Raw genomic sequence first — 22949 nt, 5'->3', positions numbered from 1 at the left:
AAATGGCCACCCGTTCCCGAGGTGGCCATCATATCTGATTTGCCCGGCTTTCCACAAAGCCTGCTCGCGACCCGGGCCTTCTTCGTTAGTCTTGCGGAAGCGCGTAGGCGATGACGTAGTCGCCGGGCGTCGTGCCTATCGAGCCGTGACCGCCGGCCACCATCACGACGAACTGCCGGCCATCGTCCACCGAGTAGGTCATCGGTGTCGCCTGTCCGCCCGCCGGCAGACGCGTCTCCCAGAGCTGCTCGCCGTTGGTCAGGTTATAGGCCCGCAGGTAGTTGTCGACCGCGGCGCCCAGGAAGGCCACGCCACCCTTGGTGATCATCGGGCCACCGATGCCCGGCACGCCTAGCTTGAACGGCAGCGGCAGCGGCGTCATGTCGTAAACGGTACCGTTCTTCTGCTTGTAGGCGATCTCGCCGTTACGAAGGTTTGCGCCCGCGACGTAGCCCCATGGCGGAGCCTGGCAAGGGATCTGCAGCGGTCCGAGGAACGGGCCCATCTTCACCGCGTAGGGGGCGCCTTCATTCTGGTTGATGCCCTGTTCGGACCCGGTCTGTCCCGGCTGACGTTCCGGCACTTCCGCACGCGGTATAAGCTGGGACGTGAAAGCCAGATACGTCGGCATGCCGAACATGACCATCCGCTCGGGATCAACGGCGATTGAACCCCAGTTGAAGGTGCCGAAGTTGCCCGGATAGACGAGCGTGCCCTCCACCGAAGGCGGCGTGTACTGGCCTTCGTACTTCAGCTGCTTCAGACGGATACGGCACACCATCTGGTCGAACATGGTGATGCCCCACATGTCGCGGCCCTCAAGCGTGCGTGGGCGGAACGTGAGTGCCGTGATCGGCTGCGTCGGCGACGTGAAATCTTCAGGGATTGCGCCGCCTGGAGCGGGGATCTCCCGGATCGGCTGCAGAGGTTCGCCGCTACGCCGATCGAGGACGTAGATGTCGCCCTGCTTCGTCGGCCCGATCAGCGCCGGGACGATTGAACCATCCGGCTGCGACAAGTCCATGAGAACCGGCTGGGCCGGAACGTCCATGTCCCAGAGGTCGTGATGGACAGTCTGCTGGACCCAGCGATCGGCACCGGTGTTGATGTCCAGCGCGACGATTGACGAGGAGTACTTTTCCACCGGCTCGCTGCGCCCCATGCCCAACTGGTCGGGCACCTGGTTCCCCAAGGGAATGTAGACGAGGCCGAGATCCTCATCGACGCTGAAGATCGACCAGCTATTGGGAGAGTTGGCAGTATAGGTCTCGCCCGGCGGCAGAGGCTCGGTCTGGTCCGGATTACCGGAGTCCCAGTTCCAAACCAGTTCCCCGTTGTTTACGTCGAAGGCCCGGATCACGCCGGAAGGAGAGCGGATTGAATAGTTGTCGTTGACGGCCCCGCCGATGATAATCTTGCCTGCGGCGATAACGGGTGGCGAGGTTGAATAGTAATAGCCCGCGGGGTTGTAGGGCATCTTGGCTTCAAGCTGCAGTGTGCCCTGATCGGCAAACGAGGTGCAGACTTCGCCGTTCGTTGCATCCAAGGCGATCAACCGCGCATCGGATGTCGGCAAATAAACTCGCTGGGCGCAAGGCGCGTCAGGCTGGGCGGCGGGATCCTGATAATAGGTGACGCCGCGGCATGTCTGATGCTGGCGATCCGGATTGAGCCCGGCGTTCGGATCATATTTCCACTGCTCCTCACCGGTCGTCGCATTGATCGCGATGGCCCAGTTGTGCGGCGTGCAGATGTAAAGGCTGTTGCCGACCTTGAGGGGTGTCACTTGGTAGGTGGTTTCGCCGACGTCTTCCGGCAGTTTCACGTCGCCTGTCTGGTAGCGCCAGACCTCTTCCAGCTCATCGACATTCTCGACGTTGACCTGGTCCAGCGGCGAATAGCGCTGGCCATAGGGAGTGCGGCCATATTGGTGCCATTCGCCGGGTGGCACATCGCCGCCAAGATTGGGTGCCGCGACAACCTGCTCTTCCGGCAGGCGGCCTTCAAGATCCGTGCTGTTGGTGAACATTGCGATGATCGCGACAAGGATGGAGATGACGACGGCTGCTGCCAGCGGTGTCGCGCTGGCTGCATAGCGGGCGCCTGTGGGGCTCTTGAAGCCGAGCGGCTTGCGGATCCACGGCGTGAGAAGCCAGAGGCCGAGCACGATCACGACGCCGCCACGCGGCCCGAGCTGCCACCAGTCGAGGCCGACTTCCCATACAGCCCAGGACAAGGAGCCGATGACGATGATGGCGTAAAGGATCAAGGCGGAAGAACGCCGCATGTAAAGCAGGATGGCGGTGATGATGAAGCCGATCCCGGTAATGAGGTAATAAGCGCTCCCGCCGAGCATCAGCAACTGAATGCCGCCGGCTGCGAGCGCGATCCCGATCAATGCAAAAAGGATCGCGGTAAGCAATATAGCCATGTCTGAATTCCTGTCCCGACTGCGGTCGCAGTGCACGGCAGGCCGTGCACCCCACGCCTGAACGCCCGGCAGCAGTGAAAGTTCCAGCACCAGATGAGAGGGATCGCCGCAAGGAACCCGCAGTCCTTCAGGCCGTTGCTGGAGCAAAAGGAGCTCTCAATGCAGCCCCGAGCACCGACAGCCGCAACGACAGGCGACAGCACGGAGGCCCTGGAAGAAGCGAGGCGGGCCGCAGAACGCTGCACCCGCTGCGATCTCTATCGCGATGCCACGCATTTGGTTTTCGGCGAAGGTTCGCCACAGGCCGATGTGGTCCTCGTGGGAGAGCAGCCCGGCGACAAGGAGGACCTGTCGGCTCATCCCTTCGTTGGCCCTGCGGGACAGCTGCTGGATCGGTCCCTGGAAGAAGCGGGCGTCGACCGGCAAAGATGCTACGTCACCAATGCGGTGAAGCACTTCAAGTTCTCGCATAAGGGCAAGCGCCGCATCCACGCCAAACCGAACATCGGGGAAGTCAGAGCCTGTGCTTGGTGGCTGGCGACGGAACTGCGCTTGATCCAGCCTCGGCTCGTCGTGGCAATGGGTGCAACGGCGCTTTTCTCCTTGCTCGGGAAGGATGCGAAGGTCACGCGGGATCGAGGGCAGATCCTGAGCAGTGAGACAGGCCTTCCGATTCTGGTGACCATCCACCCCTCCGCCCTTCTGCGAGCTTGGGATCGGGCCGGAGCCAAGCAGGACCGGGACCGCTTCGTTGACGATCTTCGTAAGGTCACCAACTATCTGCGGTGATCAGTGCGGAGGTGCCTATGGCCTATGAACTCTACTACTGGGACGGTATCCAGGGACGCGGCGAATTTGTTCGTCTTGCCCTTGAGGAAGCGGACGCTCCCTATGAAGACGTAGCGCGGTCGCCGGGCGGCATGCAGCGGATGTCGAGATTCCTCGAGGGGAAGGAGGATCAGCAGATGCCGTTCGCGCCGCCGTTTCTGAAGGATGGCGATCTCGTCATCTCCCATGTCGCGAACATCCTCCATCATCTCGGACCAAGGCTCGATCTCGCGCCGGACGAAGAAAAGGGGCGCACCTTCGTTCATGGTCTCCAGCTGACGATCACTGACCTCGTTACAGAAATTCACGACACCCACCACCCGCTGGGCGTCGACGATTATTACGAGGACCAGAAGACGGAAGCGAAGGCGCGCAGCCGCGCCTTTCTCGAATCGCGCTTGCCGAAGTTCATGGGGTATTTTGAAAAGATCCTCAGCCTCAACCCGGCCGGGCCGCAGCACATCTATGGAGACAGGCTGACCTATGTCGACCTGTCGCTCTTCCAGCTGGTGGAAGGGCTGCGCTACGCGTTCCCCAAGGCGATGTTTTCATTTGAAAGCCGAATCCCGCTGGTGAGGGCACTCCATGGAACGGTGAAGAGCAGGCCAAACATAAACCGATATCTCGAATCGGATCGACGGCTGCCGTTCAACGAGTCCGGCATTTTCCGCCACTACCCGGAACTGGATCAGCCGGACTGAAGGCCACAGGAGGGGGCGGTCTAGGCGACGTCTTCGCCGAGCTCCTGCAGGATCTGATGGCGGGCGCGGTTGAGACGGCTCTTCACGGTGCCCACGGCGCAATCGCAGATTTCGGCGGCAGCCTCGTAGCTCTCGCCAAGGATGGCCACCAGCGTCAGCACCTCGCGATAGTGAGGAGGTAGTTTCTGCAGGGCGCGCTCCACTTCCTTTGCCCGGGCGCTGACTTCCTGCGTCGCCGGCATCGGCGTATCTCCCGACACCGGCTCCTCGGAGCCCGGAGCCTCGCGTCCCAGCACCTTCGAGCGGGTGTAGAAGGTGTTGCGCATGATGGTGAAGAGCCAGGACTTCAGCTTCGTGCCAGGCTCGAACTTGTCGAGGTTGGCGAGCGCCTTCATCAGCGTTTCTTGCACAAGATCATCGGCGTCCGTGGGATTGCGGCAGAACGTGCGGGCAAACGCGCGGAGAGCGGGGATGAGCCGCACTATGTCTGCACGTGCAGGATCACGATTCAGCTGTGATTCAGACACCGTTGCCTACCTCTCCAAGTCGTGGCGGGAATGACGGTGGCAAACGCACGCTTCACGTCTTTGGTTCCGCTAAGATAATGGACTTGTTCACGTTAAGTCAGGCTCCAACGGGGGCTGCGGAACAAAGTTCCCCCGGCCCCTGTTGATAGGGCTTTCGAGGAGTTTCGTGTCGTGGCACCGCGTGCAAACTGGAAGGGTTATCTGAATGTTGGTGAACTGAGCTGCCAGGTGGCGCTCTACACTGCGGCGTCGACCTCTGACCGCGTGAGCTTCCATATCATCAACCGTGACACAGGCCATCGCGTCCATCGTCAGATGGTGGATGCGGACACCGGACGGGAGGTGGAGAAGGATGACATCGTCAAGGGCTACGAGGTCGCGAGCGGCGAATACGTCATCCTGGAGCCGGACGAAGTGAAGGCGGCAGTGCCGCAAAGCGACAAGACGTTGGAGATGGAAACCTTCATCCCGTGCAGCGACGTCGACACCATCTTTCTCGATCGACCCTATTACCTCGCGCCAGCCGACAAAGCCGCCGCCGATGTCTATAATCTGATCCGCAAAGGCCTGGAGCAGAAGAACGTCGCGGCTCTCGCGCGGACGGTCCTGTTCCGCCGGCTGCGCACGCTGTTGATCCGCCCCAACGAGGAAGGCCTGATCGCAAGTACGCTGAACTACGACTACGAGGTCCGCCCGGCGCAAGAGATCTTCTCCGACATCCCGGATTTCAAGATCGAAGGGGAGATGCTGGATCTCGCCGAACACATCATCGACACCAAGCGCGGCGAGTTCGACCCGACGAAGTTTGATGATCGCTACGAAGCCGCCCTCACAGAACTCATTCGCGCGAAGATCGAGGGCCGCAAGCTGCCGCAACGGCCGAAGCCGGAGCCAAAGAAGGTTTCGAACCTGCTCGATGCCTTGCGCCAGAGTGCGGGAGCAAACGGCGGAAAGAGTGGTAAGGCATCCGCGAGCAAGAAACCTGCGCGTAAGCCCAAGACCGCCGCTCCACAACGAAAGGCCGGCTGATCATGGCGCTGGAGACCTATAACCAGAAGCGCAATTTCGATGTCTCGCCCGAGCCGAAGGGGAAAGCGGGGAAAAAGAAGGGCAACAGCTTCGTCATCCAGAAACATGCCGCGCGCCGTCTCCACTACGATTTCCGCATCGAAATGGATGGCGTTCTGAAAAGCTGGGCGGTTACCCGTGGCCCAAGCCTGGTGCCGGGCGATAAACGGCTTGCCGTGCATGTCGAGGATCATCCGCTCGACTACGGCGGCTTCGAGGGCACGATCCCGGAGGGCAACTACGGCTCTGGGGCCGTCCTGCTATGGGATCGAGGAACCTGGGAGCCCATCGGCGACCCGCACAAGGCCTATGCAAAGGGGCACATGGAATTTGCTCTCAAGGGCGAGAAGCTGGAAGGCCGCTGGCATCTTGTCCGGATGGCCAATCGCCGCGGCGAGAAGCGGGAAAACTGGCTGCTGATCAAGGGGGAAGACGAATTCGCTCGCGCCGAAGGCGATGCGGATATCCTGGAGGAGCAGCCGAGATCAGTGAAGAGCGGACAGGTAATCGAAGAACTTCAGGGCAAGAAGGTGCCGAAGCCTCGGAAGAAGTCCGCCGCCAAGGAACGGGACCTGGCGATGACAGACCAGGAACTGAACGGCGCGGTGCCAATGGACACGAAGAAAATCAAGGGCGCGAACGAGGCGCCGCTGCCGGAATTCATTCCGCCTCAACTTGCTACCTTGGTGAAGGGCGCTCCTACGGGCAAGCGATGGCTGCACGAGATCAAGCTGGACGGCTATCGCCTTCAGGCCCGGTTCGATAACGGCAAGGTCAAGCTCCTGACGCGCACAGGGCTCGACTGGACCAAGAAGTTCGGAGCTGAGATTACCGCCGCTTTTGAAGCACTCCCGGCACGGCAGGCCATCATCGACGGCGAAATCGTCACAAATGGCGGAGCGGGTGCCACCGACTTCTCATTACTGCAACAGGATCTGAGTGAGGGGCGGACCGACCGCTTCGTCTTCTTCGCCTTCGATCTCCTTTATCTGGATGGTCTAGACCTTACCAGCGCTCCCTTGATCAAGCGCAAGGAGATGCTCGAAAGCCTGATCGCCAAGAGTAATGGAAAGCTCCGCTATAGCGAGCACTTCGATGACGAAGGCGGGCTGGTGCTCAAGCACGCCTGCAGGCTTAGCCTCGAAGGCATCATCTCGAAGATTTCGGACGCTCCCTACCGCAGCGGGCGTGGACGCGATTGGGTAAAGTCGAAGTGCTCCGCCCGCCAGGAATTCGTTGTCGCTGGCTACGTCCCCTCCTCCGTTTCCAAGACAGCGATCGGCTCGCTCGTCATGGGATATTATGAAGGCGATAAGCTGCGGCATGCCGGGCGCGTCGGGACCGGCTACAGCAACAAGGTGGCCCAGTCTCTGTTCCGCGACCTGGACAAGATCAAGATCGACAAGAGCCCGTTCGACGAGAAGCTGAGCGCGGTCGAGAAGAAGGATGTCGTGTTTCTCACACCCGAGGTGGTGGCGGAAGTGGAGTTCCGTGGCTGGACAGCCGATTCCCACATCCGTCATGCCGCCTTCCGCGGGCTGCGAGAAGACAAGCAGGCGAAAGATGTCGTTCGCGAGGGAGGCCCGGTGAAGACCGCCGAAGAGCATGCCGCCGAACCGGACAAGCGCACCGTCAGGCTGACGCATCCCGATCGCGTATACTGGCCGGACGCTGGCGTTACCAAGGCAGGACTGGCGGATTACTACGTGCAGGTCTGGCGCTTCATGGCGCCGTATGTCGTCAACCGACCGCTGGCGCTCGTTCGCGGCCCCGACGGCGTCGGTAAGCAGCTCTTCTTCCAAAAACACGGCTGGAAGGGCATGAACAAGAAGATCCTCGCCGCCAAGGATCCGGCAAGCCCCGACGAGGAAGACATCATGATCCGCGATCTCGATGGATTGCTGGGCCTTGTCCAGGGCGGCACACTGGAGATCCACCCCTGGGGCTCAACCGTGGACCAATGGGAGAAGCCGGACATGGTCAATATCGACCTCGATCCGGGCGAAGGCACCACATGGCAGGACGTCATCCGCGCCGCGCATGAGGTACGGGATCGCTTCGAACAGATGGGGCTGACAGGCTTTGTAAAGACCTCCGGAGGCAAAGGTCTGCACGTAGTTGCACCGGTGAAGCCGTCGGCGGAATGGCCGGAGGTCAAGGCCGCGATGAAGGCGCTCGCGGACGGCATGGCAGGTGACGACCCGGACCGCTACGTCTCCACGATCACCAAGTCGAAGCGCAAGGGCAAGATTCTGATCGACTATCTGCGGAACGGCCGCGGAGCAACCGCAGTCGCTCCCTACTCTTCCCGCGCACGAGCCGGCGCGCCGGTTTCGATGCCAATCTCCTGGGACGAGTTGAACGACGCGATTGGCCCGACCTACTTCACCGTCACCAACGCAGTCGCCCGCCTTGAACAACTGTTGCGCGACCCGTGGGTGGATTTCAGAACATCCGAGGCGCCGATCGATTTCCCTCAAGGGAGAAAGTCAAAGCGGTAAGCGCCGCTCTTACTTCCGGGAGGTCTTCGGCTCGGCCGCAAGGCTCTTCTTCAGCGCGCTCATGATGTCGATGACGTTACTGGGCTCTTCTGCCTTGGGCTCAGCCCGCTTCTTGGCCTTCTTACCTTTCTTGCGCTCGGCGATGATGTCCAGCAGCCGGTCCTGAACCGGATCATCAGCCATCGACGGCTTCCACTCTTCCGTGCGCTCGTCGATCAGCTTCTTCATCATGGTCAGATGCTGTGAGCTCGGCTTTTCCTCGCCGACATTGGCAAAGTAGTCACTCGGCTCGCGAACCTCATCGCCGTAGCGCAGTGTCCATACGACGATGCCTTTGTCCTTAGGGGAAAGCAGGACCGCGCGCTCTCGCCGGTACATGACCAGCCGTGCAATGCCCGCAGTACCGGTCTGGGCCATCGCTTCGCGGATGACGGTGAAAGCTTCGGCGCTGACCTCATCGTCGGGCGCGAGATAATGCGGACGGTCGTACCAGACCCAGGCGATAGACTCGACCGGTACGAAGGTGTCAATGTCGATCGTGCGGGTGCTTTCCAGCCCCACGTCTTCGATCTCCTCGTCCTCGAAAAGGACGTAGTCCCCCTCCCCCTTTTCGTATCCCTTGACCTGATCCTCGTCCTCGACCGGCTCGCCCGTCTCTGCATCCACATACTGGCTGAGTACCCGGGCATGGGTTTCGCGGTTGAGATTGTGGAAGTGCACCTTCCCGCTCTCTGAAACAGCCGGCGTCATGCTCACGCGACAGGTCACGAGCGACAGCTTGAGATAGCCTTTCCAGAATGCACGCGGCGCCAATGATGCCTCCACAGCTTTTCGGCGGCAACGACGTGCAGGTTCCTTTGTTCCACCCCGTCCGGAACAAAGGAACTGTCAGCTTCGTTTTGAAAGCAACTTACGGAGGGCATCATGGCCGACGAAAACAAGCGAACGCCGCATCAGGCACCCGAAAACCACCAAACGGAACCGACCGCGCGCAAGGAGCAGGATCCTCATGAGCTCGAGGATCAGCTGGAAGAAGGTCTGGAAGATACCTTCCCGGCTAGCGACCCGGTTTCCACTTCGATCACTTCGATTCCGACTGGGACGCCGCCTCCGCCTCGCCGGTGATGCTGGAGCGAAATTATGAAAGACAGCGGGCGTGAAACTGCGCGACCCGCGGTTTTTTGTTACCCGTGACTTTTTCGGGATTTCCGATGTTCCGTTATTTGAGGTATGAGGGGCTAAAGTAAGGTCGGTAGCACGAGGTAGACGATGGCCTACAGTACGTCGTCAGAGGTCGGAATGGCGAAGCGAAATAATAAAGACGCAGATATCGACGTCCGACTGGGACGGCGCGTCAGCCAGGAGGTTTCCGTCCTTTTAAATGAGATCGAGAAAGAGCCCGTTCCCGACCGGCTCCTCGATCTTGCGATGGAGTTGCAGAAGGCGCTGGCGGATAATCTGGAAAAGCAGCCTTCCTGAGCATTCGAAGCTTCCAACAACAATAATTGCCTGATCAAGGCAAAGCCGCACTGGCGGCCTCTCAGCGCACCTATCTCAACCAGGAACATTAGCTCCCCCGATCGTGTTCAGGCTGCAAACCGCAGGAGAATTCGATGGAGGACTCAACAAGATGCCGTCACCTATGCGTCGACATGCAACGCATGTTCGCCGAGGAGACGCCGTGGAATGTTGCTTGGATGGACCGGGTTCGCGACCCAATCGCCAAGCTAGCCGCCGCTCGACCGGCGGAAACGATCTTCACACGGTTCATCCCTCCGGTAAGCGCCGAGGATCTCAAAGGGACCTGGCAAAGCTACTACCGCAAGTGGCCAATGATGACACGGCAGGTCCTGGGCGACGAGATGGTGGATATCCTCCCCGAACTCCGCGCGCTCGTGCCGCCGGCGCTGGTCTTCGACAAGCCGATCTATTCCCCGTGGCTCGACGGGCGCCTGCACACCTTTTTGCAGCAGCAGGACGTTTCCACCCTGGTCATCTCCGGTGGAGAGACGGACGTGTGCGTCATGGCGGCGGTTCTGGGGGCGGTTGACCTTGGCTACTCCATCATCCTTCTGAAGGATGCCATCTGCAGCACATCCGACCAGACGCACGACGCTTCGCTTCAGGTCTTCGGCTCCCGCTTCTCGACGCAGATCCGCATCTCAACATGCGGCGAAGTCCTAGACTGGTGGCGATAGAACGGAACCTTCCCGCCTGCATGGCGGTTTTCTTTCCAAGACAAGTTCTAAGAAAAAGGAAAGACGCCATGAAACACGAAGCGCCAAAATCGGGCCGCCCCGGCGAGACTTCCCAGTGGCCTCGTTGGGAGGGGCCGGCGGAAAGTCGCCCGAGCGGCTACATGCAGGGGGAAACCAACATCTTCGCGGAAGGCGATGAGCAGCAGAAGCATCGCGGCGTTGCCCCGGCAGGCTATGACCGTAGCGACGAGGACGTGAAGGCTGCCGTCAATGAGGCCCTGACTCAGGATGCGATGCTGGATCCCACCGCTATCATTGTCGGTGTGCGCGAGGGCAAGGTGACACTCGAAGGCAGCGTCACCAAGGAAGCCGATCGCCGACGCGCGGAGGAATGCGCGCTGTCCGTCCACGGCGTCAACAGCTGTGAGAACAACATTAGGGTGGCTAGCGCCTAAGGCGCAAGGCGCCTGGACGAGAAGGAGAAAGCAATGGCTGACAAGTTATGGTTCATCGTGGTCGCTTTGGGACCGCTGCTATTAGGCTGTGTGGTCGCTTACAGCCTGATGCGCCGCCGTCGTCTCCACACGAGCGAGAAGGTGCAACAGAAGGAAGCGACGGAGCGTCTTTATGACAAGCCGGAAGGCGGTCGAGAACCTACCTTCAACCGGCGATGAGAGCCCTGGGCGAAGGGGAACCTTTCCCTTCAGCTCTCGTTACTTGGGGCGGAAACACCACCGCCAACATCAACCTCGGAGAGTAAGATGGCCAACAAGACCCTCGACGATCTTTTCTATGAAACGCTGAAGGATATCTACTACGCCGAACGGCAAATCTTGAAGGCGCTGCCGAAAATGGCCCGTGCTGCTCAGGACGAGAAGCTCAAGACTGCATTTACCGAGCATAAGGACGAGACCGAGGGGCAGATCGAGCGCCTGAAGCAGGTCTTCGAGATCATCGGCAAGCGTGCACGCGGCAAGACCTGCGATGCCATCGAAGGCATTATCTCGGAAGGCGAAGAGATCATGGAAGAGTTCAAGGGCACGCCGGCTCTTGACGCAGGCCTTCTGGCTGCAGCACAGGCTGTCGAGCACTACGAGATCAGCCGTTACGGCACGCTTCGTGCATGGGCGCAGCAGCTTGGCCTGAAGGATGCTGTGAAGCTTCTCGACGAAACCCTCTCGGAAGAGAGCAACACTGACGAAAAGCTGACGAAGCTCGCCGAGACGGCCGTCAACACTGCGGCACAGAAAGCCGCCTAAACTGAAAGAGGCGCCCTCACCGGGCGCCTCGCCATGACCGCCAAGTCGCGGACAGTTGCCTTCTGCTCATCCAAGACAGGGGCCTTGCGGAAGAGAGGTTGCGTTTACAGGCAGCATCTCCCCCTTCAGGTTCTGCAGACGAAAGACCCGGCTACGAGCGTCGCGCGCAATTTGAGCCTTGGCCGCTTCGAGAGCCAGTTCGTATGTATGGAACGAGCAGTCGGCCTCTACTCCGTTGAGGACATAGGTCCAACCGGCGGAATGCGGGACGATGTCGCAGTATTTGGTCATTTGGGGGGGCCCTCCTTCTGGACGGCTCTAACGTCGCGCACCGCCGATGGTTCCTGACCATCATCAAAAATATCATCATTATTTTCCTGCGGATGGAACTTCGGTTCCTCAAGCCCGTTTTCTGTCGGGCGAATGGAGACGAGCATGGCGGACACCGAGGACGAGTGGATCAAGAAACGTGCATATGCGCTTTGGGAGGAAGAGGGGAAACCTCACGGGAAAGACGCCGAGCATTGGGAACAGGCGCGGCGAGAATATTCCGCTTTTTCGCTGACACCTGCGCGTCGGTCGAACACCAAGCGCGCCGAAACATCAGCATCCTCCCCTGATCTCACTTCTCCGGCGGCGACGACAAAAAAACCGCGGTCGTCTAAATCTGCAGAAAAGACGGCTCCCGAGAAGAAACCCGCCGCCAAGCGGACGAAAAAGCCCGGCGCGCCGGGCTGACGCTTTAAGCGACGCTTCAATTTGCCGCGGCCGTTACGCCGCGGCTTATCGCATTCCCCTCATATTGGACATTGACGCGTGCGCGACAATTGCATTCTTCTTATCGTACAGTGGAACGCTGAAAGCTCGCCCTCTGTTGGACATGTTGCTCCGACGAACCGGTGGAGGTCGGCATGTTGAACGCTCACTTCCCGCTTGTCACCCCGCCCATGGGGCAGGCAACACAGACGACAGTCAGTGCCGCACGAAGGAGGACGAGCAGCTTGCCAATAAAAGTCCTGTCAGTCGCTTCGGAGATGTATCCGCTCGTGAAGACGGGCGGGCTTGCGGATGTGACGGGATCGCTGCCGAAAGCCTTGGTCCGCTGCGGCGTGGAAACGACGACCCTAGTTCCTGGCTATCCCACCGTCATGAAGCAGCTGGCCAGCCCGCTTCCGCTCTTGGTTTTCGACGATCTTCTGGGTGTAAGGGCAACGCTGCTCCGCGTCCGGATGGAGGGGTTGAACCTCTTGGTTCTCGACGCACCGACGCTCTACGATCGGCCGGGCGGACCTTACCTGGATGACGCAGGCAATGACCACCCCGACAACTGGAAGCGGTTTGCGGTCCTGAGTCTCGCTGCGGCGGAGATTGCAGGCGGCGCGCTGCCGGGCTGGCAGCCAGACCTGGTTCACACGCACGACTGGCAGACTGCCCTGACGTCGGTTTACATGCGCGAGATGGGGCTGTCGGTCCCTAGCGTCATCACGATCCACAATATCGCCTTCCAGGGCCAGTTCTCGGCGGACTTGCTGCCGTCGCTCGGCCTGCGCGCCGATCTCTATTCGATGGACTGCCTGGAGTACTTTGGCGACATCAGCTTGCTGAAGGGAGGCCTGCAGACTGCAGATGCAATCACCACCGTCAGTCCTACCTATGCCCGCGAGATCCTGACGCCCCGGTTCGGCATGGGCATGGACGGCATCCTGAACGAGCGCGCCGCGGTCCTCCGCGGCATCGTTAACGGGATCGATCTGGAGGTGTGGAATCCGTCGATCGATCCACACCTGCCGGCGAACTACGACTATTCCAGCCTTCGTCAAAGGACGGCCAACCGAGCGCTTCTTCTGAAGAAGTTCGACCTGGATCTCAACGACCAGGGCCCCGTCTTCTCCGCTGTCAGCCGCCTGACCTGGCAGAAGGGCATGGATATGCTCGCCGAGACGGCTGACGAGATCATCTGGAATGGTGGCAAACTGATTGTCTTCGGCCGCGGCGACCACGGGATCGAACAGCAGCTGCTCGAGGTGGCAAGCCGCTACCCGGGCCGGATGGCCGTCCACATCGGCTATGATGAGCCGACTGCGCATCTGATCCATGGTGGCTCGGATGCGATCATACAGCCGTCTCGGTTCGAACCGTGCGGCCTCACCCAGCTTTACGCTCTGCGGTACGGCTGCGTGCCTGTCGTCTCGCGTACGGGCGGTCTGTCGGAAACGATCATCGACGCAAATGATGCCGCCATGTCTGCGCGTGTCGCAACCGGCTTCCAATTTCATCCCGTTACCACGGACGGTCTCCGGATGGCACTGAGACGAGCTCTCCAGGCTTATGCTGATCCGAAGCAATGGGCACGTCTGCAGAACCAGGGAATGAAGGCTCGCTTCTCCTGGGATCGCAGCGCGCAGCAATATGCTGCGGTTTACGCCAGCCTGCTCAAGACATCGCCTGGCTTCAAAGTCAGCAACGAGTCCGATGTAGCCGTCTGAACGAGTTGACACTCACAAAAAACCGGCCGACTGGCCGGTTTTCTTGAATGGGCACTTGCCCCATCAGTCTATCTCGCGCCTCAGAACAACGAGGCTGCGCCCGACGAGCTCCAGATCCTCGCCCTCCTCCACTTCTATGCCACGCGAGGACGGGTCCACAGTCGTGAGCTCAAGAATCCATTTTCCTTCCTTCATCACCGGAATATGGAACGGAACTGTGCCTTCAAATGGATTGAAGAGTACCAAGACATTGGCCCAGACACCCTCCTGCCCCTTCAGATCGGCGCGCTTCAGGTTGAGCCCAAGAGTAGTTCCCTCCTGCCAGTGTTCTGGAAGCTGCTCTCCGCCGCCGGCATTGAACCACCTGACCACCATGCCATCGCGCCAGCTTTCTCGGCGAAAGATCGGCTGCTTCTTGCGAAGTTCGATCATATGCTTCGTGAAATCGCGCAGCGCCTCGTTACTTTCGGGCAGGTCTTCCCACTGAACCCAGGAGATCTCGCTGTCCTGGCAGTAACCGTTGTTGTTGCCCATCTGGCTACGGCCGAACTCGTCGCCGGCGAGCAGCATCGGCGTACCATGCGACAGGAAGAGCGTTGCAAGGAAGTTACGTTTCTGCCGCTCGCGCACCGCATTGATGTCTTCGTCCTCGGTCGGCCCCTCCTCGCCGTAGTTATAGCTACGGTTATGGTTGTGGCCGTCGTTGTTGTCCTCGCCGTTCGCCTCGTTGTGCTTGTCGTTGTAGGAGACAAGGTCGTTCAAGGTGAAGCCATCGTGCGCGGCAACGAAGTTGACGCTCGCCCAAGGCCGGCGACCGCGCCAGTCGTAGATGTCACCTGAACCGAGGAGCCGCGCTGCAAAGTCGGTCGCGACATTGTCGCCCTTCCAGTATTCGCGGATCGTGTCGCGATACTTGTCGTTCCACTCTGCCCAACCGGGCGGAAAGCCCCCGACCTGGTAGCCGCCGGGGCCGATGTCCCAGGGTTCGCCGATCAGCTTCGTGCGCGAAAGAATCGGGCACTGCGTGATCGCATCGAAGAAGCCGCCCCGCTGGTCGAACCCTTCGGGCTCGCGCCCGAGGATGGTGCCGAGGTCGAAGCGGAAGCCGTCGACCTGCATATGCTGGACCCAGTATCGCAGCGAATCCATCACCATCTGCAAAACGCGGGGATGCGAGGTGTTGACGGTGTTCCCAGTGCCGGTATCGTTGATGTAGTAACGGTGCTGGTCCGGCAGCGTTCGGTAGTAGGAAAAGTTGTCGATACCTTTGAACGAGAGGGTCGGTCCCAACTCATTGCCTTCCGCCGTGTGGTTGTAGACCACGTCGAGGATCACCTCGATCCCAGCATCGTGGAAATTACGCACCATCTCGCGGAAGCCTTCATAGCCCCGCGGCCCGTAGTAGCGAGGCGTCGGTGCAAAGAAGCCGAGCGTGTTGTAGCCCCAGAAGTTGTGAAGGCCCTTCTCCAGAAGATGCTGATCATCGGGGAAGTAGTGCACCGGCATCAGTTCGACCGAGGTGATGCCGAGGCTCTTGATGTAGTCCACTGAAGCCTTGTGGCCCATCCCTTCGAATGTGCCGCGCAGCTCCTGCGGTATCGCGGGATTAAGCTGGGTAAAACCCTTCACGTGCGTTTCGTAAACGATCGCTTGTGACCACGGAACGTTGGGCCGGTCTGCGAGATGCCAGTCGAAGCCGTTCGGCTCTACGACCCGGCACTTCGGCGTGTAAGGCGCGCTATCCCGCTCATCGAATGTGAGGTCCTTATCCTCATGCAGCAGATCGTAGGCAAAGTGCGCTTCATTCCACTCGACGTCGCCCATAAGTTCCTTGGCATAGGGGTCGACAAGGAGCTTGTTCGGGTTGAAGCGGTGACCGTTTTCCGGGTCGAAAGGGCCATGGACGCGATAGCCATAAAGAGTGCCCGGCTTTAGGCCCGGCACGTAGCCGTGCCAGACTTCATGCGTATATTCAGGGAGATCGAGGCGGGCGACTTCGTGCTTGCCGCTGCTGTCGAAGATGCAGAGTTCCACACGTTCGGCATGCGCCGAGAAAAGCGCAAAGTTCGTTCCTTCACCGTCGAAGTTGGCGCCGAGTTGCTCCCAGCTGCCCGAAAGAACCGTATAGCTATTGTCTTTGGTATTCATGCGTCGCCCCTATGAAGAACCCTGCAACAATGGAGCGGCGCAATAATGGTTCCTTCTGCGGCAGCTGAATTATCTCTTTTCCACTCCCAGCGGAGCATCGAGCGGCACCTGGCCACCGGATCCGCTCTGGGGGGTGGGATCCCCGTCAGTAGGCGCCGTGCCGGGGCGTGTCTCCGGCGTATTGTTGATCGGGTCGTCAGTGCTCGGCCCTTGATCGCTGCAGGCCGCAAGGAAAAGGACCGTCGAAATCGCGATGAGGATACGCGTCATCTTCATGTTCTCCGTCAACTCTTTATTCCGTCGGCAGACCGGCGGCGCTCTTCCAGCGCCACGACCTTCTCTACCGCTACCACATCTTCCAAGTTCGCCGCCGGAACTGGATCGCTCACGATGGCTTCAAGCACTTCCGCTCGCCTGTCCGCCTCTTTTCGCCCGCTATCCCTGCCATGGAATTTCTCCGTGCTTCTGCGAGGTTAACTTTGTCGCCTGACCATTGTTCCCTTCTCGCGGCCCTGCCTATTTATCGAAGGACGTCAACAGGAGAGATAAATGAGTACGCTGACTATGGAGGAGATGGAAGGGCGCCTCAGCGCCCACCGCGAGCTGATGATCGACATGCTGGCGGCCATGATCGGCGGCCAGGCGCAGATCGACCAGTTCCTGAAAAAGCTGCGCGACGACCTGACCTATAAGGATCACGAAGAAGACCCTGGCGTGCTTCCTGACGGTGGTTTTGCAATCGAGAACGCTGCCGCCAGAGAGTTGCGGACAATCCTCGAAGCGGCGGGGGCTCGTGCAGCGGCTGAACCGCGTTAGCAGGTTCTTCACACTCGAGGCGATTTCGTCACATTCGTGTCCAATATGTGGAACACCATCAGTCTTGTACCCGTTCATTGCGCAAGACAACGATGGAGTCTCACATGGTGAAGGATTGGGTAGAAGCAGCCGGGTTCGTTGTGGTCGTCGCCGTCTGCTATATGATTGTAGTACCTATCTGACGGTGGTCCGTACCCAGGCTCATTCCTGGCGCTGCGCAAAATATGCGGCAGCCGCTACGATGTCGTCGTCCTCCAGATAATTCGCCGCTTCCCGCATCACGTGGCTGTACTCCGTGCCGCCGCGGATCCCCTCATTGAAGAGATGAAGCTGCCGCTCGAGATAAGGCTGGCTGAGACCCGAGATCCTGGGATAGACGGGATTTGATCCCGGCTTTTCGTGGCAGGAAAGGCAGGCGGGGATCTTGTCTTCTGACCGGCCCCGCTGGGCGAGGATCCGTCCGCGCTCAACAAGATCGGCATCGACTGGCGCAGCACTGTCTTGTGGTCGGGTCTGCGTCGCGTAGTAATGCGCAAGCTCGGGAAACGAGTCGTTCGGCAGCAGACTGATCGCCATCTGCATGATCCCGCTTGGTCGCTCGTTGTTGGCATAGGCTTTAAGGCTCTCCAGCAGGTATTCCTCTGATTGGCCAGCAAGGCTAGGGACAAGGCTGCCGGGGCCGACCTTGCGGGCGCTGTGACAGCTTTCACAGCTCAGCGGCAGGTCGTCCACCTCTCCTTCCATCGGCGGACGGTAGAGCCCGGAGAGCTCGTAGTAGCGGTCGGCACTCATCCCGGGTAGTTGACGCAGGAAGGCGACCATCGCCCAAACCTCGTCTGGACGCTTTTGCGTCGGCCATGCCGGCATACCAGTGAACCGAACACCGTGCTGGACGATCTGAAAGAGTTGCTCGTCCGTCCAGGTGGGAATGCGCGGCCCAAGATCGGGAGGGACGGGGAGCATGTGCCTGACGAGCTCGGGCCGCGGCGTCACCGGGGAACCGTGGCACATTGCACATGCCATCTCGTAATGTCCCGCAGCGGGCGGAAGCATTGTTGAATCCTCGAGCGGCGGAGCCTCGATGGAAAGTGCCGCCGTGCGGGTGGAATTGCGCATCACCCAGTGCAGAAACCAGTCCGTGATCGCCCAATGCCCCGAGCTCGCGCCGACACCGATCAACCCAGACCACCCGATCAGCAGCGCGAGAAACGGAATCGCGATGACCGCGACGACGAGGTGTTTCAAGCGGATGATCAAAGGCGGCCTCCTGTTGTGGTGCGCGGCTCGAGCGTCGTGGCGAGCAGGGTGACACCACCGGCGAGGTATGCCGCGGCACCAACCAGCAGCATGACGACCCCGCCCGCCTGCTGATCCACCGCTGCTGAAAGCGGTACGCCGAAACAAGATACCTCCGTATCGCCGTAGAGCGGACGCGGCGAGAGTGCGAGTAGTGCTCCCAGCAGCGTCATGTGCATGGACGTAAACAGAAGACCGAAGATACCAGCGAGGCGCCTTCCCTCTCGTCCGTCAGCAGCCCCGCCTAGACAGGACAGCCAGAGCAGCAGGCCGGCGCTGAGAAACGTGACCTGCTCCAGAGCAGTCACAATCCAGGAGCTTTCGGCCAGTTCCCGTGCAGCCGGCAGATGCCAGCCCCAAACGGCGGCCAGTTCCACCATCGACGCCGCAACCGGTGTGAACCACGGCCAGCGCATTGAAAGGTCCGACCGGGAACCACTTAGGCCGATGGCAAGGAGGGGGGCCGCACCCGCGACCACGCCCATATGGATGATCATATGGATTGAAAACGACTCACGTTCCCCGAACGCCAGAACGCCGCCCCACAGGAGCGCGAGCAGCAGGAGCCCGAGATAAAGGCACACCTGCCTCATATCTGGCACCCCGCGATGAAGATCAGCGGTATAGCCACATAGACAACCGCAACGAAGCTGAGGCCCGAGAGAAGAAGCGTGGCAAAACCCTGAAACAGCCGGCGGTCCTGATCCGTCGCCTGCGAATGAGGCGGATCTCCAGAGCCAAAACCCCACTGCCGCCAGGCAAGGTAAGCCGACAGCAGGATCATTGCCAATGCCATCAGGGTAAAGATCCCGAGACCGATCCTGATCGCGTTGAAGTCGATGCTCCACACGAGCGCCTTCTCACAATAGATGGCGACGACGACATAGCAGACGATGAAATGGAATGCCCAAACAGTTGGAGCGGTGAAGAGCGTCCAGAGCGTTTCGACTTCCTTTGGTAGCAGGCGTTTCATCGCTCACCTCACCACCGGAAAGAGGCCTATGATACCGAATGCGACCACTGCGGTGACCGTCAGGAAGTGCCAGTAGAGCGTAACGTTGATGATGTCCTGATCGTAACGCGCCGTCATTCTGCCGGCCAGGCTTCTTGCCAGGCAATAGAGCTGCATGATGCAGCCGGCGGCGGCATGGACCACAGTCCAGATGGCGATGATCCAGACGATCGCCGGGTAGACGTGGGCGGTTGGATCCATCCCGTGGACATAGGGGCCCGCAAGGCCGGCTGCCGAGCCACCCAATGCGATGAAAGTTGCCCCCACAAGTGCCACTCTAGCCTCATCGAGACGACCGGCACGGTTCAGATGGCGGGCACGCAGCATTAGGAGCCAGGAAAGGACAAACAGGTTGATCGCAATCACCGGCCAAAGGACGCCCGGCCCTTCGATGCCGTTGGTGAAGTCACCATGGATAGTCCAGTAAAAGAAGTAGCCGAAGACAAGGCTGGCAAAAGCTGTGCCGTCGCCGACCATGGTGATGAACATCGCCCACCAGCCCACGGAAGGTGGGCCCGACACGTAGATCGGCAGACTCTCGCCCATGCCGACATCCATCTCCGGCGCTTCCGGTATCTCTGCGGTTCCGGTCCACAGCCAGTAGAGGATCGCACCCAGGGTGATCACCCCGCAGATTGCCGTGATCAGCCACCAGTGGAACGTGAGCGCGATAAAGACGCCGCCGAGAGACATCGCCGCGACGATCGTCACATAAGATGTCCCCCCCACCCGCAGACACTGAATCGGCTCGGCATCGAGGACCGACGTGACCAGCGTTTCCCGCCGTCCGGACTTTGCGTCCGGAAGGTAGTAGCGCGCTTCTTCGATGTCCCGCTGAAGATTGGGCTGGTCCCAGAGCGGGTAGCGGCTGGTGATGATGGGGACAGAGCGCATGCCCCAGTTCTCATCGGGATTGTTGGTCCATTCGAGGGTGCCTGCCTTCCACGGGTTGAGCGTGTCGAGCTTTACCTTGGGACGGAACATATCCGCCACCACAGTGAGGACCCCGGAAGCGAAGATGAAAGCTCCGATCGTCGAGATGAGGTTGAACCAGTCCCATCCTATGTCTTCCGGATAGGTGAAGACGCGTCGCGGCATGCCGCGCAGGCCGGAGAAATGCATTGGGAAGAAGGCGATGTTGAAACCAGTGAACATCAGCCAGAACGCGACTTTCCCCCAGGCGTCGCTCAACCGCCAACCCGTCACGAAGGGGAAGTAGTAATAGATGCCGGCAACCACCGGAAACAGCATCCCTCCGATCAGCACGTAATGCAGATGCGCTACGACGAAGTATGTATCATGCGCCTGCCAGTCGAACGGCGCCAGCGCCACCATGACACCCGTAAGGCCGCCGATTACGAAGATGACGAGCCCGCCCGCCCCAAAGAGCATCGGGACGGAAAAGATGACGCGTCCGGCCAGCATGGTGGCGATGAAGACGAAGATCTGCACGCCCGTGGGGATGACGACCGCCTCGGATGCGGCCGAAAAGAAGGCCAGCGATATCTGGGGCAAACCCGTCGCGAACATGTGGTGCACCCACAGCCCGAAACTGAGAAAGCCAGTTCCCACAGCCGCAAGGACGATCCATGAATAGCCGACGATCGGGCGCTGGGCAAAGGTCGGCACGATCATCGCCATCAGCGCGATTGCGGGCAGGAAGATGATGTAGACCTCAGGATGGCCGAAGATCCAGAACAGGTGCTGCCACAGGAGCGGATCCCCTCCCCGCTCCGAATCGAAGAAGGGCCAGTGGAACATGCGCTCCATCTCGAACAGGAGGTCGCCTGCGATCAGCGGCGGGAAGGCAAACAGGATCATGCCGGCGACGATGAGCAGGTACCAGGCAAACATCGGCATCATGTTGATGCGCATCCCCGGCGCGCGGCACTTCATGATCCCGACGATGATCTCCACTGCCGCAGCAATGGAGGCAACCTCGATGAAGGAAAGCCCGAGAAGCCAGATGTCTGCACCGATGCCGGAATATTCCTCCTTCGTCGCCAGCGGGGGATACATGAACCAGCCGGCGTTCGGCGCAGAGTTGAAGAAGATGGAGCCGCAGACGAAGATGCCGCCAAGCAGGAAACTCCAGAAGCCAAACGCCGAAAGGCGCGGGAACGGCAACTCGCGGGCCCCGAGCAGCGACGGCAAAAGGTAGATGGCAATCGCTTCGAAGATGGGCACCGCGAACAGGAACATCATCACCGTGCCATGCAGGGTGAATGCCTGATTGAAGAACTCTACGGAGAAAAGATCATTGTCCGGCACGGCAAGCTGCAGCCGCATCAGCAGGGCGAGAACGCCGGCAAACAGCATGAACCCGAAGGCGGCCACGCCATACCAGAGACCGATTTCACTGTTGTTGACAGAGGTCCAGTACCGCCAGCCGCCAGGGGTCTTCCACACCTTGCGCAGCCGCTCTTCCTGCGCCGCGCGCTCTTCCGCAGAGAAGTTGCCGAGCGCCTTGGTCATTTCAGTCCCTTCAAGTAAGCGGCAATCATCTCCACATCCCCGTCCGGAAGCATATCGAAGGCTGGCATGTGAACGCCGGGCTTGATTTCCTCAGGGTTCCTGATGAAGCGGGCGATCGCTTCTGTGGTGTTGGGGAGCGTTCCGGCTGCTATGGTTTCGCGAGCGCCGACGGCCGTAAGGTTGGGACCGATCTCGCCGTTAGCCTGCGTCCCGGCAATGGTATGGCAGGCGCCACAACCGTGGCGGAGGAAGACAGCGAGCCCCTCCGCATCCGACGGCCGATCAACGGCAGCCCTTTCGTCCAACCATTCCTCGAAAGCGGCCGGCTCCACCGCCTTGACGGTAAAGGCCATCAGCGCGTGAGAAGGACCACAGAACTCAGCGCAGGCACCGCGATAGAGGCCAGCCTTCGAAGCCTCCAGCGTCACCGCATTGATGCGTCCGGGGATCGCATCCATCTTGCCGCCAAGCGACGGGATCCAGAACGAGTGAATGACGTCCGGCGACTTGAGCGTGAACAGCACCCTTTCGCCAACTGGCATCACGATCTCGTTGGCAGCCTCGAAAAGAGGCGCACCCGATGGATCAAGGTAGCGGGCCCGCCACCAGAATTGCTCTCCCGTGACCTCGATCTGCCGGAGGCCAGGTTCCCCCGAAGAGGTCCAAGGCCGCAGATTGGGCATCAACCAGACTGCATAGGACAGGAGAGCGCCAAGAATCACGGCCGGGCCGACGGCGCCGCAAAGCAGGATGACCCACCCGGCCATCCTCTCGGAATGCGGCTCTCTTCCGAGCCGGGAGGCATATGCGAGAACTCCGACGACACCAATCCAGATCAAGGAACCGCCGACGAGCATCACGTAGAAAAGGGTGGCAACATTTGCAGCTTCCGGTCCCGCGGGATCCAGGGCCGACTGGACGCCGGAACAAGAGGAAAGAGGGATGCAGCCGAAGAGCAGCGCCGCCCGAAGCACTGCACCACGTTGTGCAGATCTGCTGAGATACGCTCCGCCGATACGAGACATTCCGTCGTGCAGACTTGCTCCGCCGTACAAACGACCCCCTGACACGTCTAGCTCCCCTCCGCGGCTTCGCCACGGACAACCGGGGGCAAACGCTGTGACGTGTCTTTTGTTCCAGACACAGTATCAACTTTAGTAACAACGTATTTGGCCACGGGAACGAATGCCGGCGAAGCGGGTT

At 60.2% G+C, this 22949-nt stretch carries 24 protein-coding genes; 12 read left to right on the top strand and 12 right to left on the bottom strand.

Features of this window, described 5'->3' with window-relative positions:
* Nucleotides 1–85: 85 nt before the first annotated feature.
* Nucleotides 86–2431: a glucose/quinate/shikimate family membrane-bound PQQ-dependent dehydrogenase gene (locus MUU54_RS15210; protein ID WP_247244858.1), complete on the bottom strand. Its 2346-nt coding sequence runs from the start codon at nt 2429–2431 to the stop codon at nt 86–88.
* Between the two features lie 159 nt (nt 2432–2590).
* Between MUU54_RS15210 and MUU54_RS15205 the strand changes: the two genes are divergently transcribed.
* On the top strand, nt 2591–3220 hold the full coding sequence (locus MUU54_RS15205; protein ID WP_247244857.1) for a UdgX family uracil-DNA binding protein: 630 nt from the start codon (nt 2591–2593) through the stop codon (nt 3218–3220).
* A 17-nt stretch (nt 3221–3237) separates the two neighbouring features.
* Complete coding sequence (locus tag MUU54_RS15200; RefSeq protein WP_247244856.1) at nt 3238–3960, top strand: glutathione S-transferase; 723 nt, start codon at nt 3238–3240, stop codon at nt 3958–3960.
* A gap of 20 nt (nt 3961–3980) precedes the next feature.
* Here MUU54_RS15200 and MUU54_RS15195 read toward each other — a convergent pair whose 3' ends face one another.
* Entirely contained in the window at nt 3981–4487 is a 507-nt protein-coding gene (locus tag MUU54_RS15195) for a sigma-70 family RNA polymerase sigma factor (RefSeq protein ID WP_247244855.1), read from the bottom strand.
* Nucleotides 4488–4658: 171 nt separating this feature from the next.
* On the opposite strand from MUU54_RS15195, the gene ku (MUU54_RS15190) reads away from it, so the two are divergent.
* Together ku (MUU54_RS15190) and ligD are read left to right on the top strand one after the other, a co-directional pair.
* On the top strand, nt 4659–5516 hold the full coding sequence (gene ku / locus MUU54_RS15190) for a non-homologous end joining protein Ku (protein ID WP_247244854.1): 858 nt from the start codon (nt 4659–4661) through the stop codon (nt 5514–5516).
* Between the two features lie 2 nt (nt 5517–5518).
* A complete protein-coding gene (ligD, locus tag MUU54_RS15185; protein WP_247244853.1) occupies nt 5519–8056 on the top strand; it encodes a DNA ligase D in 2538 nt (845 codons plus the stop codon).
* Nucleotides 8057–8065: 9 nt separating this feature from the next.
* Here the strand turns inward: ligD and ku (MUU54_RS15180) are convergent, their stop codons facing one another.
* A complete protein-coding gene (gene ku, locus MUU54_RS15180) occupies nt 8066–8869 on the bottom strand; it encodes a non-homologous end joining protein Ku (RefSeq protein WP_247244852.1) in 804 nt (267 codons plus the stop codon).
* A 486-nt stretch (nt 8870–9355) separates the two neighbouring features.
* Here ku (MUU54_RS15180) and MUU54_RS15175 point away from each other — a divergent pair, with 486 nt between their 5' ends.
* The 5 genes from MUU54_RS15175 (at nt 9356) to MUU54_RS15155 (ending at nt 11513) form a co-directional block, all read left to right on the top strand.
* Complete coding sequence (locus tag MUU54_RS15175; RefSeq protein ID WP_247244851.1) at nt 9356–9535, top strand: hypothetical protein; 180 nt, start codon at nt 9356–9358, stop codon at nt 9533–9535.
* Nucleotides 9536–9669: 134 nt separating this feature from the next.
* Complete coding sequence (locus MUU54_RS15170; RefSeq protein WP_247244850.1) at nt 9670–10254, top strand: cysteine hydrolase family protein; 585 nt, start codon at nt 9670–9672, stop codon at nt 10252–10254.
* Nucleotides 10255–10322: 68 nt separating this feature from the next.
* Complete coding sequence (locus tag MUU54_RS15165; protein WP_247244849.1) at nt 10323–10709, top strand: BON domain-containing protein; 387 nt, start codon at nt 10323–10325, stop codon at nt 10707–10709.
* A gap of 33 nt (nt 10710–10742) precedes the next feature.
* Nucleotides 10743–10928 (top strand): hypothetical protein, encoded by a 186-nt coding sequence (locus MUU54_RS15160; RefSeq protein ID WP_247244848.1) that lies wholly within the window; start codon nt 10743–10745, stop codon nt 10926–10928.
* Nucleotides 10929–11015: 87 nt separating this feature from the next.
* A complete protein-coding gene (locus MUU54_RS15155; RefSeq protein WP_247244847.1) occupies nt 11016–11513 on the top strand; it encodes a YciE/YciF ferroxidase family protein in 498 nt (165 codons plus the stop codon).
* A 66-nt stretch (nt 11514–11579) separates the two neighbouring features.
* On the opposite strand, the gene MUU54_RS15150 is transcribed toward MUU54_RS15155, so the two are convergent.
* Nucleotides 11580–11804 (bottom strand): hypothetical protein, encoded by a 225-nt coding sequence (locus tag MUU54_RS15150; protein WP_247244846.1) that lies wholly within the window; start codon nt 11802–11804, stop codon nt 11580–11582.
* The gene (locus MUU54_RS15145) at nt 11801–11950 is read right to left on the bottom strand and encodes a hypothetical protein (RefSeq protein ID WP_247244845.1); all 150 of its coding nucleotides are present in this window, start codon (nt 11948–11950) and stop codon (nt 11801–11803) included. The genes MUU54_RS15150 and MUU54_RS15145 overlap by 4 nt, the downstream gene beginning before the upstream one ends.
* Here MUU54_RS15145 and MUU54_RS15140 point away from each other — a divergent pair.
* Both MUU54_RS15140 and glgA read left to right on the top strand, forming a co-directional pair.
* Nucleotides 11949–12251 carry a DUF2934 domain-containing protein gene (locus MUU54_RS15140; RefSeq protein WP_247244844.1) on the top strand — a complete coding sequence of 101 codons (303 nt, stop codon included), beginning with the start codon at nt 11949–11951 and terminating at the stop codon, nt 12249–12251. The genes MUU54_RS15145 and MUU54_RS15140 overlap by 2 nt on opposite strands.
* A gap of 269 nt (nt 12252–12520) precedes the next feature.
* Nucleotides 12521–13999: a glycogen synthase GlgA gene (glgA, locus tag MUU54_RS15135; protein WP_247244872.1), complete on the top strand. Its 1479-nt coding sequence runs from the start codon at nt 12521–12523 to the stop codon at nt 13997–13999.
* Nucleotides 14000–14062: 63 nt separating this feature from the next.
* On the opposite strand, the gene glgX is transcribed toward glgA, so the two are convergent.
* Nucleotides 14063–16147, bottom strand: a complete 2085-nt coding sequence (gene glgX / locus MUU54_RS15130; protein WP_247244843.1) for a glycogen debranching protein GlgX — start codon at nt 16145–16147, stop codon at nt 14063–14065.
* Between the two features lie 69 nt (nt 16148–16216).
* Entirely contained in the window at nt 16217–16417 is a 201-nt protein-coding gene (locus MUU54_RS15125) for a putative periplasmic lipoprotein (protein WP_247244842.1), read from the bottom strand.
* 279 nt (nt 16418–16696) lie between these two features.
* On the opposite strand from MUU54_RS15125, the gene MUU54_RS15120 reads away from it, so the two are divergent.
* A complete protein-coding gene (locus MUU54_RS15120) occupies nt 16697–16963 on the top strand; it encodes a hypothetical protein (protein ID WP_247244841.1) in 267 nt (88 codons plus the stop codon).
* 201 nt (nt 16964–17164) lie between these two features.
* Here the strand turns inward: MUU54_RS15120 and MUU54_RS15115 are convergent, their stop codons facing one another.
* From MUU54_RS15115 to MUU54_RS15095, 5 genes are read right to left on the bottom strand one after another with little or no spacing between them, the layout of a single operon-like run.
* Nucleotides 17165–18220, bottom strand: a complete 1056-nt coding sequence (locus tag MUU54_RS15115) for a c-type cytochrome (RefSeq protein WP_247244840.1) — start codon at nt 18218–18220, stop codon at nt 17165–17167.
* The gene (locus tag MUU54_RS15110; protein ID WP_247244839.1) at nt 18217–18852 is read right to left on the bottom strand and encodes a cytochrome c oxidase assembly protein; all 636 of its coding nucleotides are present in this window, start codon (nt 18850–18852) and stop codon (nt 18217–18219) included. The genes MUU54_RS15115 and MUU54_RS15110 overlap by 4 nt, the downstream gene beginning before the upstream one ends.
* Nucleotides 18849–19232 carry a hypothetical protein gene (locus MUU54_RS15105; RefSeq protein WP_247244838.1) on the bottom strand — a complete coding sequence of 128 codons (384 nt, stop codon included), beginning with the start codon at nt 19230–19232 and terminating at the stop codon, nt 18849–18851. The genes MUU54_RS15110 and MUU54_RS15105 overlap by 4 nt, the downstream gene beginning before the upstream one ends.
* 3 nt (nt 19233–19235) lie before the next feature.
* The gene (gene ctaD / locus MUU54_RS15100) at nt 19236–21746 is read right to left on the bottom strand and encodes a cytochrome c oxidase subunit I (protein ID WP_247244837.1); all 2511 of its coding nucleotides are present in this window, start codon (nt 21744–21746) and stop codon (nt 19236–19238) included.
* Nucleotides 21743–22771 carry a cytochrome c oxidase subunit II gene (locus MUU54_RS15095; RefSeq protein WP_247244836.1) on the bottom strand — a complete coding sequence of 343 codons (1029 nt, stop codon included), beginning with the start codon at nt 22769–22771 and terminating at the stop codon, nt 21743–21745. Before MUU54_RS15095 ends, ctaD begins: the two co-directional genes overlap by 4 nt.
* Nucleotides 22772–22949 lie beyond the last annotated feature (178 nt).

The organism is Pseudorhizobium tarimense (genome assembly GCF_022968135.1).
Classification (GTDB): Bacteria; Pseudomonadota; Alphaproteobacteria; order Rhizobiales; family Rhizobiaceae; genus Neorhizobium; species Neorhizobium tarimense.
The sequence above is the reverse complement of the archived record's forward strand: the minus strand, read 5'-3'. Positions and strand labels throughout refer to the sequence as shown.

What these genes read in the sequence shown, in the direction of transcription:
- MUU54_RS15210 (WP_247244858.1), bottom strand. Translation starts at nt 2,431, where the DNA reads ATGGCTATATTGCTTACCGCGATCCTTTTTGCATTGATCGGGATCGCG.
- MUU54_RS15205 (WP_247244857.1), top strand. Translation starts at nt 2,591, where the DNA reads ATGCAGCCCCGAGCACCGACAGCCGCAACGACAGGCGACAGCACGGAG.
- MUU54_RS15200 (WP_247244856.1), top strand. Translation starts at nt 3,238, where the DNA reads ATGGCCTATGAACTCTACTACTGGGACGGTATCCAGGGACGCGGCGAA.
- ligD (WP_247244853.1), top strand. Translation starts at nt 5,519, where the DNA reads ATGGCGCTGGAGACCTATAACCAGAAGCGCAATTTCGATGTCTCGCCC.
- MUU54_RS15175 (WP_247244851.1), top strand. Translation starts at nt 9,356, where the DNA reads ATGGCGAAGCGAAATAATAAAGACGCAGATATCGACGTCCGACTGGGA.
- MUU54_RS15170 (WP_247244850.1), top strand. Translation starts at nt 9,670, where the DNA reads ATGGAGGACTCAACAAGATGCCGTCACCTATGCGTCGACATGCAACGC.
- MUU54_RS15165 (WP_247244849.1), top strand. Translation starts at nt 10,323, where the DNA reads ATGAAACACGAAGCGCCAAAATCGGGCCGCCCCGGCGAGACTTCCCAG.
- MUU54_RS15160 (WP_247244848.1), top strand. Translation starts at nt 10,743, where the DNA reads ATGGCTGACAAGTTATGGTTCATCGTGGTCGCTTTGGGACCGCTGCTA.
- MUU54_RS15155 (WP_247244847.1), top strand. Translation starts at nt 11,016, where the DNA reads ATGGCCAACAAGACCCTCGACGATCTTTTCTATGAAACGCTGAAGGAT.
- MUU54_RS15150 (WP_247244846.1), bottom strand. Translation starts at nt 11,804, where the DNA reads ATGACCAAATACTGCGACATCGTCCCGCATTCCGCCGGTTGGACCTAT.
- MUU54_RS15140 (WP_247244844.1), top strand. Translation starts at nt 11,949, where the DNA reads ATGGCGGACACCGAGGACGAGTGGATCAAGAAACGTGCATATGCGCTT.
- MUU54_RS15145 (WP_247244845.1), bottom strand. Translation starts at nt 11,950, where the DNA reads ATGCTCGTCTCCATTCGCCCGACAGAAAACGGGCTTGAGGAACCGAAG.
- glgX (WP_247244843.1), bottom strand. Translation starts at nt 16,147, where the DNA reads ATGAATACCAAAGACAATAGCTATACGGTTCTTTCGGGCAGCTGGGAG.
- MUU54_RS15125 (WP_247244842.1), bottom strand. Translation starts at nt 16,417, where the DNA reads ATGACGCGTATCCTCATCGCGATTTCGACGGTCCTTTTCCTTGCGGCC.
- MUU54_RS15120 (WP_247244841.1), top strand. Translation starts at nt 16,697, where the DNA reads ATGAGTACGCTGACTATGGAGGAGATGGAAGGGCGCCTCAGCGCCCAC.
- MUU54_RS15110 (WP_247244839.1), bottom strand. Translation starts at nt 18,852, where the DNA reads ATGAGGCAGGTGTGCCTTTATCTCGGGCTCCTGCTGCTCGCGCTCCTG.
- MUU54_RS15105 (WP_247244838.1), bottom strand. Translation starts at nt 19,232, where the DNA reads ATGAAACGCCTGCTACCAAAGGAAGTCGAAACGCTCTGGACGCTCTTC.
- ctaD (WP_247244837.1), bottom strand. Translation starts at nt 21,746, where the DNA reads ATGACCAAGGCGCTCGGCAACTTCTCTGCGGAAGAGCGCGCGGCGCAG.
- MUU54_RS15095 (WP_247244836.1), bottom strand. Translation starts at nt 22,771, where the DNA reads ATGTCTCGTATCGGCGGAGCGTATCTCAGCAGATCTGCACAACGTGGT.